Origin of the sequence: Micromonospora sp. NPDC000668, assembly GCF_042897975.1 — a bacterium.
Lineage (GTDB): Bacteria > Actinomycetota > Actinomycetes > Mycobacteriales > Micromonosporaceae > Micromonospora.
In genome coordinates, this window is the sequence record NZ_JBIAYP010000006.1 from 241176 (window position 1) to 256354 (window position 15179).

A 15179-nucleotide genomic window follows, 5' to 3' on the forward strand; every position below is an offset into this window, starting at 1 on the left:
GCCATCCATGCTGCCCAGCCCAGCGGCCCTTCGCCACCCCCTGCGGGGTGACCGACGCCGCTGCCGTGGGTGGTTCGTGCCACCCTGGGTGCCGCCGCGTGTTCCTCGCTGCGCCGGGCGCTAGCCGGGCGGGGCGTTCGCCGTGAGCAGGGCCGCCAGCGCCGGCGCGGCCAGGGCGACCGTCCGGGCCCTGCCCGGGTCGACCGCCAGCCCCCACGACGGGTCCGGCCAATCCTCGAGCAGTTCGGCGCAGGGCAGTGCGACGAACGGCACGCCGTCCCCGGCGAACGCGGCGAGAGCCCGAGGGGAGGTGAAGACCGGCAGCAGCGCCGCCCCGGTCGCGTCGCCGACCACCGTCCACGGGAAGTCGGCGTCCGCCGCCGGTTCCCCGGCCAGCGGGACGCACACCGTGGCGCCGGCCAGCACTCCGAGGTATCCGGAAAGGTCGCGCCGGTCGGCGGCCGCTGCGAGCAGCGCCACCACCGCGGGCTCCGCCTCGGCGGGTGCCGGGGCGGAGGCTTGCGGGGCGGTGGCTTGCGGGGCGCTGGCTTGCGGGGCCGACCGTGCCGCCGGTGTGGGGCCGGTGGCCGGTCGCACGGGCCGGCAGGAGAGCGCTCCCGGCCGGTCGGTCAGCACCTCGGCGGCGGTCCGGGCCACGAACACGCTGAGCGGCTCCAGGTGCTCCGCGGCGCGCGGCCCCTCGTACCACCAGTCCCCGTCGCCGGTCGGGCGGTGCCAGCCGAGCGCGGCCAGGCGTGCCTCGTCGTAGCCCGGGCAGACCACCCGCACGACGTCGCGGCGCACCAGCAGCCTGATCCTCCGCGAACCGGCGGAGAGCTCCAGGTCGGTGTCGCGGCTGCAGCGGGCGACCGTGTCCCGCAGCCGCGCGACGACCTCCGGCCAGGTCGGCGAGGTCACGCCGGTGAGCCCGGCAGGCGGTCGTCCAGCCGCCCCAGCCGGCTGACGGCCTCCTCCAGACGGCCCAGCGCCGAGAAGTCGCCGGGCTTGCCGAACAGATCGGTCAGGCCCGCGCCGAGCGCGACGTCCAACCCCTCGGTGTGCTCTTCGACGTTCTCGGTGGCCGCCGTGCGGGCCTGCCGGTACGCGTCGAGCACCAGCTCCGCCAACCCTTCGGTGCCGGCGCGCAGGGCGGCGGGCGCGACGGTGAGGCCGGTCAGCGCACCGGTGGCGTCGACGGTCGCCGAGACCAGCCCGCTCTCGTCGGTCGCGGTGCCGGACAGGTCGGCCAGGTCGTCGCGGAGCCCCGCGAACCGGCGTTCGACGTCGGCGATCCGCCCGGCGAGCGCGTCGAACGCGGACATCGGGTCAGCCATTGAGGTCCCTCCCCCGTGGACGGTGCACCCGGGTGGTGCCCGGTGGCCGGGGAATCGTATCGTCGGTGCGCTCGACACATGGGGGAGGAACGGCATGCCGCCGGACATCGATGTCGACGTGCAGGCGGTCCGTCGACTGGAGACAGCCGCCAAGCAGGTCACCAGTTCGCTCGCCGCGCTGGAGGGTCAGCTCGCCTCGGCCGGCGACGTGCCGTCGGGCGCCTTCGGTCATCTGCCGTTCGCCAGTGACATGCTCCGCGCCAAGTACGCCGAGCAGGTCGGCGGCGGCCTGGAGCTGTTCGCCGCCTCGCAGGCCGCGTTCGGCCGGGTCGCCAGCGCGCTGGCCGACACGGCCGAGGCGTACGAGCGCACCGAGCAGGACCTCGACTCCGGGTTCAAGGCCATCCAGGCGGGGATGCCCGGATGAGCGGGCCGGCCGGCAGCGCCGTCCAGCTGTGGAACGGCCTGGACAGCGCGCTCTCCGGGGTGCAGGACGCGGTCAACAGCGTCTGCCGGACCCTCGCCTGGCCGCTCATCCAGATCGTCGACATGGTCGACGGCGAGCCCGCCGTCCTGCGCGCGAAGGCCGCCGAGTGGGACGCGCTGGGCGCGCAGGTCCGCGACCTGGCGCAGGGGCACCGCGGCGCCCGCGAGGCCGCCCAGGCCGGGTGGCGCTCGCCCGCCGGTGAGGCATACGGCCAACGAATGGCCGAGGTCGAACAGCAACTGCTCGACGTCGCCGAGCAGTTCACCGCGACCGCCGAGTACCTGCGCGGCGTCGCCGACGGCCTGCAGACCGTGCACGACGTGCTCGTCGATCTCTGCGTCGAGTTCGTGAACTGGCTCCTGGTGACGCTCGTGACGGCGTTGCTGATGGCGCCGGTGACCATGGGGGCGTCCTGGGCGGCCGGCGTGGGCGTGGCCGTGACCAGGGGCCTCATCGTGGCCACCCGGATGCTGAAGGTCATCCGGCCGCTGGCGGCGCACCTGCAGAAGGTCATCCGCCTGCTCCAGCGGGTCCTGCTGTACCTGCGCAAGCTGCGCGCCCACCTCGACAAGCTGGTCGACATGCAGAAGAAACTGCGCACCGGCCAGAAGTACGCCGACAAGCGGCACGCCGCCGGCAAGGCCGACAAGTGGCACCACAAGTTCCTCGATCCGACGAAGGGCACCTACAAGCTGGGCAAGTCCGGTTCGCCGTTCGACATGGGCGCCCTCGAACGGGCCGGCGCGCTGCGGGCGCACGGCGTCGCCGACGGCGCCCGGGTCATCGCCCGGGACTGGGCGACCAACCTGCCGTGGAATGTGCCGAACTCGATCGTGCACGGCGTCACGTGGGGGTCGGTCGCGTTCACCACCGGGCTCTCCGTTCCCGGCAGCGACCAGGTCGGCGACCAGATCGACCAGGCGGTGCAGGGCGGCGCCGACTGGATTGACCAGAATGTCTTCGGGCAGCCGCCCGCTGGCCGTTAGGCCGATCGAGGAGGTAACGCGTGACGTCAGGGCAGCGGGGTCGGCTGGGTCGGTTCACCGACGCGGTGCTCGGCGGTGCGCGGGTCGCCCGTGACAAGGCCCGCGAGCTGCGCGACGAGTTCCGCACCAGCGACGAGCCCGAGCGTGCCCTCGTCGCGCCGTTGCTGCCGGGGCAGGAGCTCCGCTATGTGGGGCTTGCCCCGGTTCGTACCCCGGAGACGCACAAGGCCGGCCGGCAGCTCACCGACCGGGTGGCCGGCGAGATGGCCGAGGCGCTCGACCCCACGGTGCTGTTCGGGCTGCTCAACATCGTCAACCCGGTGGTCTGGGTGGACGCGGTGCTGACGCCGGTCCGGCTGGCGGCGGGCGTGCTGCTGCTGCCCGGCAAGGCCGGTGCCATCGCGGTGGGCCTGCCGGAGGCGGCCGAGCCGGAGCCGGGCCCGCCACACCAGCCGGTGCAGCGGGAGCCGATCCCGCTGACCGAGGAGCAGGAGGCGTTCCGGGCGTTGTTCCGGCTCAGCCTGTACCGTCCGCTGGCCGACCAGCTCGCCGAGATCGCCTACCGGCGCCGGTACGTCTTCAGCGGTGACCTCGCCACCCTCGCCGGCAGCCTGCTGCTCTTCCTGGAGCGCTACACGGGCACACCGCTGGCGGTGACCGACACCCACCTGCACCTGCTGCGGATGGGGTCCCGCCCCGACGCCGACCGGCCCGACCGGCGCCAGCCACGGGTGCTGTGGAGCGTGGAGCGCGGCCGGGTGGCCCGAGTCGACTCCGAGCGAGGCGTGGCCGGGCTGGTGCAGTTCTCGTCCACCATCTTCTTCGACGACGGCTCGTGGATCCGGATTGCCCAGCCCGCACTGCGCGACGACCAGTCCCGGTTCCTGACCGCGATCCGCGATCTTCCCGGCCAGCGCCCGACGCCGTGAACCGGCGGGTGGGTCAGCTGTCGCGCTCGGGGTAGCCGATCGGCACCGACGAGACGTCGTCCAGCGCGGTGGTGATCTCCTCAGGCAGCGTGATCCGCTCCACCTGGAGCGCACCGAGCAACTGCCCGACGGTCCGGGCGCCGAGGATCGGCGCGGTCACCCCCGGCCGGTCGCGGATCCAGGCCAGCGCCACCTCCAGCGGCGACACGCCCAGCCCGCCGGCCGCGGTGGCCACCGCCTCGACGATGCTGGAGCAGCGGGGCTCCAGATACGTCGCGACGAACCGCTCGAAGTGCGGCGAGGCGGCCCGGGAGTCGGCCGGACGCCCGTGCCGGTACTTGCCGGTGAGCACCCCCCGACCCAGCGGCGACCAGGGCAGCACGCCGAGGCCGAGCGCGTCGCACGCGGGCAGCACCTCCCGCTCCACGCCCCGCTCCAGCAGCGAGTACTCCACCTGGGCGGCGACCACCGGCGTCCGGCCCGGCCAGGCGGTCTGCCAGGCGGCGGCCCGCGCGGTCTGCCAGCCGGAGAAGTTCGACACGCCGACGTAGCGGACCTTGCCGCTGGCCACCGCGTGGTCCAGCGCCGCCAGGGTCTCCTCCAGTGGGGTGTCCGGGTCGTACCCGTGCACCTGGAACAGGTCGACGTGGTCGGTGCCGAGCCGGCGCAGCGACGCGTCCAGGGTGCGCAGCAGGTGCCCTCGGGAGCCGTCGCGGCGCCGGCCACTGCCCGGGCGCAACCCGGCCTTCGTGGCGATCAGCAGGTCATCGCGGGAGACGAGGGTGCCCAGCAGCGAGCCGATCACCGACTCGGCGTCCCCGTCGCCGTACACGTCGGCGGTGTCGATCAGGTTGCCGCCCGCGTCCAGGTAACTCTTCAGCTGGGCGGCCGCATCGTCGGCGTCGGTGTCCCGGCCCCAGGTCATGGTGCCGAGCGCGAGCCGGGAAACCGCCAGCCCGCTTCGGCCGAGCGGTCGTTGTTGCATGGGTGAACCTTATTTCGAACCCGCCGCCACCGATATCCTCGCTCCCGTCATCTCTGCCGGTTCTGCCGGTTCCGCCCTCGGCGGGTACCTCGACGGACGAGGGATCATTGGTGTCGAGCCGGTGATCGGGTCTGTTATCGGCATTGCGTAACCTGGTGCGACCTGTGCCACGAATGGGGGAGGACCATTGCGACTCGGGCTCAGCCTCGGCTACCAGACGGCGTGGAGCACGCCAGCAGACCACCTGGCGCTGGCCCAGGAAGCGGACCGGCTCGGCTACTCGGTGGTGTGGGCGGCGGAGGCCTACGGCTCCGACTCGCCCAGCATGCTCGCCTGGATGGCCGGCCAGACCGAACGGATCGACGTGGGCGCCGCGGTGATGCAGATCCCCGCTCGTACGCCGGCGGCCACCGCGATGACGGCGGCCACCATCGACGCGCTCTCCGGCGGCCGGTTCCGGCTCGGCCTGGGTGTCTCCGGCCCGCAGGTCTCCGAGGGCTGGCACGGTGTGCGCTTCGCCAAGCCCCTCGCCCGGACCCGCGAGTTCGTGGACATCGTCAAGCTGGCCATCGCCCGCAAGGAGGTGGCGTACGACGGCGAGCACTACACACTGCCGCTGCCGGACGGCCCCGGCAAGGCGCTGCGGCTGGGCTTCCACCCGCCCCGCGAGCACATCCCGATCTACCTGGCCGCGGTCGGCCCGAAGAACCTGGAATTGGCCGGCGAGATCGCCGACGGCTGGCTGGCCGTGTTCTACGCGCCCGAGTTCGCTGATGAGCAGCTCGCCTCGGTCAGCGCCGGGCGGGCCAAGGTCGGCAAGGAGCTGGCCGGCTTCGACGTGGTGCCCTCGGTGCCGGTGGTCGTGGGCGACGATGTGGCGTCCTGCGCCGAGCTGGTCCGCTGGTACGCCGCGCTGTACGTCGGCGGGATGGGCAGCCGGCAGCAGAACTTCTACAACCAGCTCGCCACCCGGATGGGCTACGGCGACGCCGCCCGCGAGGTGCAGGACCTGTACCTGGCCAAGCGGCAGCGCGACGCGGCCGCGGCGGTGCCGATGGAGTTCATCGACCGCACCTCGCTGCTCGGCCCGAAGGAGCGCATCGCCGAGCGGATGCGGGAGTACGCCGCCGCGGGCGTCACCACCCTGTCGGTGACCCTGTTCGTGGCCGACCGGGACAGCGGCGTGCAGACGCTGCGTACCGTCGCCGAGGCGCTCGACCTCTCGGGAGTCGGCGAGTGACCTGGGTCGAGGCCATCGTCCTGGGCATCGTCCAGGGCCTGACGGAGTTCCTTCCGGTCAGCTCGTCGGGGCATCTGCGGATCACCTCGGCGATCTTCTTCGACCGCGACGCCGGGGCGTCGTTCACCGCGGTCACCCAGCTCGGCACCGAGGCGGCCGTGCTGATCTACTTCGCCAAGGACATCTGGCGGATCACCCGGACCTGGCTGGTCGGCATCAGGGACAAGTCGGTCCGTTCCAGCCTCGACTACCGGATGGGCTGGTACGTCATCGTCGGCTCGATCCCGATCGGGCTTCTCGGCTTCCTGTTCAAGGACCAGATCAAGACGGCCGGGCGCAACCTGTGGGTGGTGGCGACCACGCTGATCGTGTTCGCGTTCGTGCTGGCGTTCGCCGAGTACTGGGGACGGCAGACCCGCACCCTGGAGAACTTCCGGCTCAAGGACGGCGTGGTGATGGGCTTCGCCCAGGCCATGGCGCTGATCCCCGGGGTGTCCCGCTCCGGGGGCACGCTCACCGCCGGGTTGCTGCTCAACCTGACCCGGGAGGCGGCGGCGCGGTACTCGTTCCTGCTGGCCATCCCGGCGGTGGTGATGTCCGGCGTGTTCAGCCTCGGGGACGTCTTCGAGCCGTCCGCCCCGGGCACGTCCGCGCCCTCCGTCGCTCAGATGATCGTGGCGACGGTGATCGCGTTCGGCATCGGCTACGCGGCCATCGCCTGGCTGCTGCGCTACGTCGCCCACCACACCCTGTACGTCTTCGTGCTGTACCGGGTCGCGCTGGGCACTCTGGTGCTCGCGTTGCTGATGACGGGCGCCATCAGCGCCACCTGATCCAGCAGTAGTCGTGGCTCCGGCCCCCGTCCCGCTGAGGGAACGGGGGCCGGTCCGTGTCGGGGCCGGCAGCCGTGACCGTACCCGGCCTTTCGATCATTCGACACAAGTCGGATCTAGCGCACCTATCCTCTCGATATCGGGCTGCCTCCCGGATGGGACCTGCCGGTGGCTCGCGTCAGAGGGGGGCGACCGTGACTGCCAGCGCCGGCGGGACGCGCGGGCGGGGGAGGCCACCGAGACGCAACCTCGTCGCGGTCGTCTCGATCGTCGTGCTCTCCGGCGCGTTCTTCGGCTACGACCAGGGCGTCATCAGCGGGGCGCTCCGGGACATCCGCCAGACCTTCCACGCGAACACCTTCGCCGTCGAGGTGGCCGCGAGCTGGGTGACCCCCGGGGCGCTGGTGGGCGCGCTGCTCGGTGGTCACCTCGCGGACCGGATCGGTCGCCGAGGAGCACTTTGGGTCGCCGCCGCCACGTTCGCGGTGGGCACGGTCCTGCAGGCGTCCGCGCCCGTGATCGGGGTCATGTTCGGTGCGCGGTTGATCCTCGGGGTGGGCATCGGGGTGGCCTCGGTCGCCGGGCCGATGTACGCGGCGGAGGCCGCGCCGGAACGGATTCGCGGCAGCCTCCTGGCGGTCTACCAGTTCTCCACCACCTTCGCCATCTTCATCGGCTACCTGGCCGACGAACTGTTCGAGGCGGGCACCTCCTGGCGTTACCTGTTGGGGGCGGCGATGCTGCTGGGGGTGGCCCTCGCCCTGGTCACCACCGTGATCCCCGACTCGGCCGTCTGGTACTTCGGACGGGGGGACAAGCGCCGGGCGGAGGGTTCGCTGAAGGCGACCGTCCCGGAGCAGAAGGTGTCCCAGCGGCTGCACGCCATCGAGGAGAGTCTCACGGCCGGCAAGGCGGGCTGGCGGGAGGTGCTTTCGACACGGTGGCGGCGCCCGTTGGCGCTCGGTGTCGGCCTGGCCCTGTTCCAACAACTGACCGGGATCAACGGGATCATCTACTACGCGGACCCGATCTTCTCGGCCGCCGGGTTCCACACCCCGCAGGCGCAACTGGCCGCGACCACCTGGGCGATCGGCGGCGTCGACTCCCTCTTCACGCTGGTCGCGGTCGCCTTCCTGGATCGGCTCGGTCGTCGGCCGCTGCTGCTGGTCGGGCTGCTGGGCATGGCGGTCTCGCTCGCGGTGGTCAGCGTCAGCTTCGCGAAGATGGACCCGGCGGCGCAGACGGCCGGAGCGACGGGGCACCATCCCACCGACGCGGGCATCTTCCTGCTGGTCGGCGTGGTCATGTTCGTGGCGTTCTACGCCATGTCGATCGGACCGACCGCCTGGACTGTCATCAACGAGATCTTCCCGGGTCGCATCCGGGGCCAGTGCGTGGCGATCGCCTCCGCTACGCACTGGGGCACCGAGTACCTCGTCACGCAGTTCTTCCTGAGCATGCTCGATGCCCTGGGGAGGTCGGGTGTGTTCGCGCTCTTCGCCGGCACCTGTGTGCTCGGCTTCCTGTTCATCTGGCGATACCTGCCGGAGACGAAGGGCAGGACCCTCGAAGAGATCCAACAGATGTGGCAGACCGGTCGTGGTCGTCGCCCGCACCGGGCCGACGACCGGTCTGCCTGAACGACGGGGGCGCGATTCTCGGCTTCTGACCCACGGCGCAGGGCTGAAGCGTACGTTCGATCCGAAGCCGCCCATAACGGGTCTCTCGGACAAAGAAGGCCATATTGGGTCGAGTGTCAGCGCTCGCCCTGTGGCGAGTCCGCTCGGCGGCCTGGCGGCTCCCGACCGACAGTCGCGAAGGACCAGGACAGTGCATCTGACACCGAAGGAATTCGACAAGCTGACGATTCTCTCGATGGCCATCGTCGCCAACGCCCGGAAGGCCAGGGGGGTCAAGCTCAACCACCCCGAGGCCGTCGCGGTGATCTGCGCCGCCGCGCTGGAGGGTGCCCGGGACGGCAAGACCGTCGAAGAGGTCATGAACGAGGCGCGCAGCACGCTCAGCGCCGACGACGTGATGCCGGGCGTGCCGGACATGCTGCCCATGATCCAGGTCGAGGCGGTTTTCACCGACGGCTCGCGACTGGTCACGGTGCACTCACCGATCCGATAGGCGCAGGACGCGATCTCCAGGAAGGCGGAGCAGGACATGGCCAAGCAGCATCCCGGCCCCAACTCGAAGCACGTGCGACCCATCGGCGGCTACGTGCTGAGCGACCAGCCGCTGGAGCTGAACGCGGGTCGGCCGGTCACCGAAGTCGTCGTCCAGAACACCGGTGACCGGCCGATCCAGATCGGTTCACACTTCCACTTCTTCGAGGCCAACCGGATGCTCGCCTTCGACCGCGAGGCGGCCTTCGGGAGGCGGCTGAACATCCCGGCGACGACATCCATCCGCTTCGAGCCGGGCGACAAGAAGACGGTGCAGCTCATTCCCTTCGGCGGCCAGCAGCGCGTGTACGGGTTCAACGGCCTGGTGCAGGGGTGGACCGGCAGCGAGTCGACTCCCAGCTACCGGCCGGACCGGACCGAGGCGATCCACAACGCCAAGACCCGGGGCTTCAAGTTCGGCCCGGAGCAGGACAACCCCACGGGCAAGAAACAGTAGATCCACTATCCCGCAGGGCTGCCAGCCTCGGGCAGGAGAGATGATTCGATGAGCCAGATTTCGCGGCAAGAGTATTCCGGGATGTACGGCCCCACGACGGGCGACCAGATCAGGCTCGGCGACACCGACCTGCACATCGAGATCGAGAAGGATCTCCGGGTCCTCGGCGATGAGGTGATGTACGGCGGAGGCAAGACGCTGCGCGACGGCATGGGGGTCAACAACCAGTACACCAACGCCCAGGGTGGACTGGACCTGGTCATCACGAACGTGACCGTCGTCGACGCGACTCTCGGCGTGATCAAGGCCGACGTCGGTGTCAAGGACGGCAAGATCGCTGGCATCGGCAAGGCGGGCAACCCGAACATCATGGACGGGGTCACCCCCGAGCTGGTGACCGGTCCGGGTACCGAGGCGATCTCCGGCGAGCACCTCATCCTGACCGCCGGGGGCATCGACACGCACGTGCACCTGGTGACCCCGTTCCAGGCGTACGCCGCCCTGAGCAACGGCGTGACCACCCTGTGGGGAGGCGGCACCGGCCCGACCGACAGCACCAACGGCGTCACCATCACCCCCGGTCCGTGGAACATCCACGCGATGATGCGGGCGTTCGAGACCATTCCGATCAACATCGGCCTGATGGCGAAGGGCAACAGCACCGGCCGTGCACCGCTGGTGGAACAGATCATGGCCGGCGCGCCGAGCTTCAAGATCCATGAGGACTGGGGTGCGCCGCCGGCGGTGATCCGGGCCTGCCTGGACGTCGCCGACGAATTCGACGTGCAGGTCAGCATCCACACGGACACTCTCAACGAGAGCGGCTACCTCGAGGACAGCATCGCCGCGTTCGAGGGCCGGACGATCCACACCTTCCACACCGAGGGCGCCGGTGGTGGACACGCGCCGGACGTCATCAAGATCGCCAGTCAGATGAACGTGCTGCCCAGCTCGACCACGCCGACGGTGCCCTACGGCATCAACAGCCAGTCCGAGCTGTACGACATGATCATGGTCTGCCACAACTTCAACCCGCAGGTCCCCTCGGATGTGGCCTTCGTGGAGAGCCGGATCCGGACGGAGACGATCGCGGCCGAGGACGTCCTGCTCGACGAGGGCGTCATCTCGATGATGCAGAGCGACTCGCAGGCCATGGGGCGCGTGGGCGAGACCTGGCTGCGGACCATCCAGCTCGCCGGGCAGATGAAGACGGTCCGCGGCAAGCTCGCCGAGGACTCCAGCGCCAACGACAACTTCCGGGTGCTGCGGTACGTGGCCAAGATGACCATCAACCCGGCGATCACCCAGGGGATCTCGCACGTGCTGGGCTCGGTCACGCCGGGCAAGATGGCCGACCTCGTGCTCTGGGAGCCGGCCTTCTTCGGTACGAAGCCGAAGCTGGTCCTCAAGGGCGGCATGATCGCCTGGTCGATCATGGGTGACCCGAACGCCTCGCTGCCGACGCCGCAGCCGGTCTACTACCGGCCGTCGTTCGCCGCGTTCGGCAGCCAGCTCGCCAAGACCTGCGTGACCTTCGTGTCCCGGGCCGCGCACGAGTCCGGCGTCGCCGAGCAGCTCGGCCTGCAACGGCAGGTCATGCCCGTGTACCGGACCCGGGGCCTCACCAAGCGCGACATGGTCCGCAACGACCGGACTCCGAAGCTCGAAGTCGATCCGGAGACCTTCGCCGTGAAGATGGACGGCGTCCACGCGACCGTGCCACCGGCCAGGACTCTGCCCCTGAGCCAGCTCTACTTCTTCAGCTGACACCGTCGGGACCGTCTCGCCCCCGCCTGGTCCCGGCACACCGACCGAAAGGAGAGGCCCGTGCTCGTTGAGACGGTGCTGGGCAACATGAACGAGCCGGACTGGACGCTCCGCCTCCGGGAAGCGCGCATCGACGACCTGGTCCTCGACCAGTGGGACGCCCAGAAGAGCCGCATCCGCAAGATGACCAGTTCCGGGGCGGAGCTGTCGGTCGCGTTGGCACGTGGCGTCCGGCTGCGCGACGGCGACGTCCTCGTCTGGGACGACCTGACCGCCACGGCGGTGGTGGCCCGGGTGCAGTTGGGCGAGGTGATGGTGGTCCACCTCGACAAGCTGCGCGGCGAGTCGGCCGAGCTGCTCATCCGCTCGGCCGTCGAACTCGGTCACGCCATCGGCAACCAGCACTGGCCGGCCGTGGTCAAGGGCACCAGGATGTACGTCCCGCTGACCGTGGACCGCAAGGTCATGGACTCGGTGATGCGCACCCACGCGTTCACCGGGATCACCCACGAGTTCGTCCCCGGCACCGAGGTCATCGCGTATCTCGCGCCGCACGAGTCGCGGCGGCTGTTCGGTGGCGCCGACTCGACGCCGCACTCCCATCTCCCCGCCGACCTCAACTGAATGGGGCCGGACGTGCGCACCATGGACGAAACCCTGAAGCTGTTGCAGTTCGGCGACTCGGTCTTCCCAGTCGGCGCCTTCTCCTTCTCCAACGGCCTGGAGATGGCCGTCCAACACGGCGTGGTCCACGACCGGACGACCCTCCAGGACTACGTCCGGACGGTCACCCGGCTCGCCGCCACCGGGGACGGTGTCGCCCTGCTCGTCGGGCACCGTGCCGCCACCAACGGGGACCTTGACCGGATCCGGCGCGCGGACGAAGCCGTCCACCTGCGCAAGATCAACGAAGAGATGCGGATCATGTCCGTACGCATGGGGCGCAAGCTGGCCGAAGCCGCGACCCGGATCGTCGGGGAGACCCTGCTCAAGAAGCGGCTCAGCGAGTCGGCGACCGGCGCGCCGGTCACCTATCCGGTCGCGCTCGGGGTGGTCTTCGCCGACCTCGGGGTGCCCGAAGAGGACGCTTTCGCGGCCCACCAGTACGGCGCGGCCTCGACGGTGCTCAGTGCCGCGATCCGGTTGATGCGGGTCGACCACCTCGACGCGCAGTCGATCCTCTTCGCGGTCAACGAGAAGGTCACCGACGACTACCGCGACGTACGCACCGCGGACCTCGACGACATGCAGACCTTCGGGCCCCACACCGATGTCCTGGCCGCCGCGCACCAGCACGTCCACGTGCGGATGTTCATGAGCTGAGAACCGACTTCCGCGATCCACATCTTCCTGAACCTGAAAACGTCTCCCAGAAGGACAGGTCACATCATGAAGTCGGCAAGTCGTATCGGCGTCGGCGGCCCGGTGGGCAGCGGTAAGACCGCGATCATCGAGGCTGTCGTGCCCCGTTTCGTGGACAACGGACTGCGTGTACTGGTGATCACGAACGACGTCGTCACCACGGAGGACGCGAAGCACGTACGACGCGCCCTGACCGGGGTCCTGGTGGAGGAACGGATCCTCGGGGTGGAGACCGGGGCCTGCCCGCACACGGCCGTGCGGGAGGACCCGAGCATGAACCTGGCCGCCGTGGAGGACATGGAGTCGCGGTTCCCGGACAGCGACGTGGTGCTGATCGAGAGCGGCGGGGACAACCTCACCCTCACGTTCAGCCCCGCGCTGGTCGACTACTTCATCTACGTCATCGACGTCGCGGCCGGCGACAAGATCCCGCGGAAGAACGGCCCGGGGATCTCCAAGTCCGACATCCTCGTCATCAACAAGACCGATCTCGCGCCCTACGTGGACGCCGATCTCGACGTCATGGCGCGCGACGCCGACATGATGCGCAACGGCAAGCCGGTCGTGTTCACCAACTGCAAGACGGGCGAGGGCATCGACGAGCTCGTCTCGCTGATCCGCCGCTACGCGCTCTTCGACGCCGAAGTGGTCGCATGATCACATTGGACAGTGCGCGGGAACTGGAGCCGTACCAGGACCAACCGGCCCAGTTGCCCGCCGCGTCCAATGGCAAGGTCGGTGTGCTGCGCCTCGGGTTCGAGCGACGCGGCGAGCGGACGATCCTGCACGATCTCTACCGGCAGTCACCGCTGCTGGTCCAGCGGGCGCTCTACTGGGACGAGGAGATGCCGGAGCTGCCCTGCGTCATGATCCTCACCACCTCCGGCGGCGTGCTGCAGGGTGACCGCCTGCGGATGGACGTCGACCTGGCACCCGGCAGCCAGGCGCACCTGGTGACCCAGGCCGCCACCAAGATCCAGGAGATGGACGCGAACTACGGCTCGCAGATCCAGCGGTTCACCCTCTCCGAGGACGCCTACCTCGAGTTCCTTCCGGAGCCGGTGATCCCGTACCGGGGCAGCCGGTTCATCACCGACACTCAGGTGCGGCTGCCGGAGAGCGCCACCATGCTCTACGGCGAGGTCCTGCAGCCCGGCCGGAAGTACTACCGCGACGGCGAACTCTTCGCCTACGACCTCTTCTCCTGTTCGCTGCGCGCAGAGCGACCCGACGGCCGGCAGTTGTTCGTGGAGAAGTTCGTGGTGACCCCCGGGCAGTTCCCGGTGGCGCGGGTCGGGGTCATGGATCGGTTCCACATCTTCGGCAACGTCGTGCTGCTCACCAACCCCGAGCGGGCCGCCCACGTCTTCGCCCGGACCTCGACACCAGTCTGGGACGAGGAGACGCCGCTGACCAGCGCCGTCAGTCGGCTGCCGAACGACGCGGGGCTCATCTTCAAGGTCCTGGGGCAGGAGACGGAGCCGGTTCGTGCCGCCGTACGCGCCTTCTGCGTGGCCGCCCGCGAAGAGGTGACCGGGCGGACCTTCCCGCCAGCGTTCAGCTGGCGATGACGCAGCGAAGGAGACTGCCGTGACGAGCGTGACCGAGGGTTGGGACAGGCTGGGTGACCGCAACCCGTTGGTCGGGTTCGTCGACGCCTGCCTGCGGGGCGCCGCACAGGTCGTGCTGCAGAACAACCCGCTCACCGGCCTGCTCATCCTCGTCGCGGTGGCCTGGGGAGCGTTCGAGAACGGGCAACCACGGATCTTCGGGGGAGCGGTCCTCGGTCTCGTCGTCGGCACCGCCACGGCCGTCGCCCTCCGGGTGGACAATGCCTCGTTGCGGAAGGGGCTGTTCGGCTTCAGCCCGCTGCTGACCGGGATCGCCGTCCCGACATTTCTCGATGACCGGCCGCTCATGTGGCTCTACCTGGTGCTCGGCGCGGCGGCCACGACGGTGGTCACCCTGGCCCTGAACGCGATCTTCAAGACCTGGGGCCTGACCGCGTTCACCATGCCGTTCGTGCTGACCACCTGGGTGCTGCTGTTGGCCGCGTACCAGTTCGACCGGTTCACCGTGCTGACCAACCTGAAGCCGATGTTTCCCGGTGAGGGGCCGCTGACCGGTGGCCGCTTCGACTGGGACCTCGTCCCCACCTTTCTCCGCGGAGTGTCCCAGGTCTATCTGACCAACAGTTGGGTCAGCGGGTTGATCATCCTGGTCGCGCTGCTGGTCAACTCCCGCTGGTCGGCGCTCTTCGCGGTGGTCGGCGCCGTCGGCGCGACCCTACTGGCGCTCTGGTTCGGCGCCGACGCGACCTCGCTGGACAAGGGCCTGTTCGGCTTCAACGCGGTGTTGACGGCGATCGCCGTGGGCGCGGTGCTGCACCGCCCCGGCGCGCTGGTGACCGTCTACACCCTCTTCGGGATCGCGTTGACGCTCTTCGTCCAGATGGCCCTGGCGACCGTCCTCACCCCGCTGGCCATCCCTGTGCTGACCGGGCCGTTCAACATCGCCACCTGGTTGCTGCTGCTGCCCAAGCGGCACTTCGCGCCGGTGCCCAATCACGAACGCGCCAAGGAGACCGTCGTCTCGACGGTGCAGCGCTCCGTCTGACCGTACCGAGAG

16 protein-coding genes and 1 pseudogene are annotated in these 15179 nt (G+C 70.0%); 14 read left to right on the top strand and 3 right to left on the bottom strand.

The window, feature by feature from the left end:
* Positions 1 to 120 precede the first annotated feature (120 nt).
* The gene (locus tag ACFY29_RS28595; protein ID WP_386991169.1) at positions 121 to 918 is read right to left on the bottom strand and encodes an SseB family protein; all 798 of its coding nucleotides are present in this window, start codon (positions 916 to 918) and stop codon (positions 121 to 123) included.
* Positions 915 to 1334: a YbaB/EbfC family nucleoid-associated protein gene (locus tag ACFY29_RS28600; protein WP_328416974.1), complete on the bottom strand. Its 420-nt coding sequence runs from the start codon at positions 1332 to 1334 to the stop codon at positions 915 to 917. The genes ACFY29_RS28595 and ACFY29_RS28600 overlap by 4 nt, the downstream gene beginning before the upstream one ends.
* A gap of 94 nt (positions 1335 to 1428) precedes the next feature.
* On the opposite strand from ACFY29_RS28600, the gene ACFY29_RS28605 reads away from it, so the two are divergent.
* Genes ACFY29_RS28605 through ACFY29_RS28615 form a run of 3 tightly spaced genes read left to right on the top strand, consistent with a single transcriptional unit; the run spans position 1429 to position 3736 of the window.
* A complete protein-coding gene (locus ACFY29_RS28605) occupies positions 1429 to 1761 on the top strand; it encodes a hypothetical protein (RefSeq protein ID WP_386991171.1) in 333 nt (110 codons plus the stop codon).
* Entirely contained in the window at positions 1758 to 2807 is a 1050-nt protein-coding gene (locus ACFY29_RS28610) for a hypothetical protein (RefSeq protein WP_355607856.1), read from the top strand. Before ACFY29_RS28605 ends, ACFY29_RS28610 begins: the two co-directional genes overlap by 4 nt.
* A gap of 20 nt (positions 2808 to 2827) precedes the next feature.
* Positions 2828 to 3736: a hypothetical protein gene (locus tag ACFY29_RS28615; RefSeq protein WP_328416968.1), complete on the top strand. Its 909-nt coding sequence runs from the start codon at positions 2828 to 2830 to the stop codon at positions 3734 to 3736.
* 13 nt (positions 3737 to 3749) lie between these two features.
* On the opposite strand, the gene ACFY29_RS28620 is transcribed toward ACFY29_RS28615, so the two are convergent.
* Positions 3750 to 4721, bottom strand: a complete 972-nt coding sequence (locus tag ACFY29_RS28620) for an aldo/keto reductase (RefSeq protein WP_328416966.1) — start codon at positions 4719 to 4721, stop codon at positions 3750 to 3752.
* A gap of 187 nt (positions 4722 to 4908) precedes the next feature.
* On the opposite strand from ACFY29_RS28620, the gene ACFY29_RS28625 reads away from it, so the two are divergent.
* The 11 genes and pseudogenes from ACFY29_RS28625 to yut all read left to right on the top strand — a co-directional run bounded on the left by ACFY29_RS28625 (position 4909) and on the right by yut (position 15167).
* Positions 4909 to 5961 carry an LLM class F420-dependent oxidoreductase gene (locus ACFY29_RS28625; protein ID WP_089021139.1) on the top strand — a complete coding sequence of 351 codons (1053 nt, stop codon included), beginning with the start codon at positions 4909 to 4911 and terminating at the stop codon, positions 5959 to 5961.
* Positions 5958 to 6794, top strand: coding sequence for an undecaprenyl-diphosphate phosphatase (locus ACFY29_RS28630; RefSeq protein ID WP_386991174.1), 837 nt, complete (start codon positions 5958 to 5960; stop codon positions 6792 to 6794). The genes ACFY29_RS28625 and ACFY29_RS28630 overlap by 4 nt, the downstream gene beginning before the upstream one ends.
* Positions 6795 to 6988: 194 nt before the next feature.
* Positions 6989 to 8434 carry a sugar porter family MFS transporter gene (locus tag ACFY29_RS28635; protein ID WP_386991176.1) on the top strand — a complete coding sequence of 482 codons (1446 nt, stop codon included), beginning with the start codon at positions 6989 to 6991 and terminating at the stop codon, positions 8432 to 8434.
* A gap of 190 nt (positions 8435 to 8624) precedes the next feature.
* Positions 8625 to 8927, top strand: a complete 303-nt coding sequence (locus ACFY29_RS28640; protein WP_355607863.1) for an urease subunit gamma — start codon at positions 8625 to 8627, stop codon at positions 8925 to 8927.
* A gap of 36 nt (positions 8928 to 8963) precedes the next feature.
* Positions 8964 to 9299 (top strand): annotated as a pseudogene (locus tag ACFY29_RS28645) (urease subunit beta); the annotation flags it as partial.
* Positions 9300 to 9470: 171 nt separating this feature from the next.
* On the top strand, positions 9471 to 11189 hold the full coding sequence (locus ACFY29_RS28650) for an urease subunit alpha (RefSeq protein ID WP_386991178.1): 1719 nt from the start codon (positions 9471 to 9473) through the stop codon (positions 11187 to 11189).
* A 60-nt stretch (positions 11190 to 11249) separates the two neighbouring features.
* Positions 11250 to 11813: an urease accessory protein UreE gene (gene ureE, locus ACFY29_RS28655; protein ID WP_386991180.1), complete on the top strand. Its 564-nt coding sequence runs from the start codon at positions 11250 to 11252 to the stop codon at positions 11811 to 11813.
* Positions 11814 to 11834: 21 nt separating this feature from the next.
* Positions 11835 to 12512, top strand: a complete 678-nt coding sequence (locus ACFY29_RS28660; RefSeq protein WP_355607871.1) for an urease accessory protein UreF — start codon at positions 11835 to 11837, stop codon at positions 12510 to 12512.
* Positions 12513 to 12578: 66 nt separating this feature from the next.
* Entirely contained in the window at positions 12579 to 13208 is a 630-nt protein-coding gene (gene ureG, locus ACFY29_RS28665) for an urease accessory protein UreG (protein WP_386991182.1), read from the top strand.
* Positions 13205 to 14122, top strand: a complete 918-nt coding sequence (locus tag ACFY29_RS28670) for an urease accessory protein UreD (protein ID WP_386991184.1) — start codon at positions 13205 to 13207, stop codon at positions 14120 to 14122. Before ureG ends, ACFY29_RS28670 begins: the two co-directional genes overlap by 4 nt.
* 19 nt (positions 14123 to 14141) lie before the next feature.
* Positions 14142 to 15167 (top strand): urea transporter, encoded by a 1026-nt coding sequence (yut, locus tag ACFY29_RS28675; protein WP_355607879.1) that lies wholly within the window; start codon positions 14142 to 14144, stop codon positions 15165 to 15167.
* The last annotated feature ends 12 nt before the right edge of the window (positions 15168 to 15179 follow it).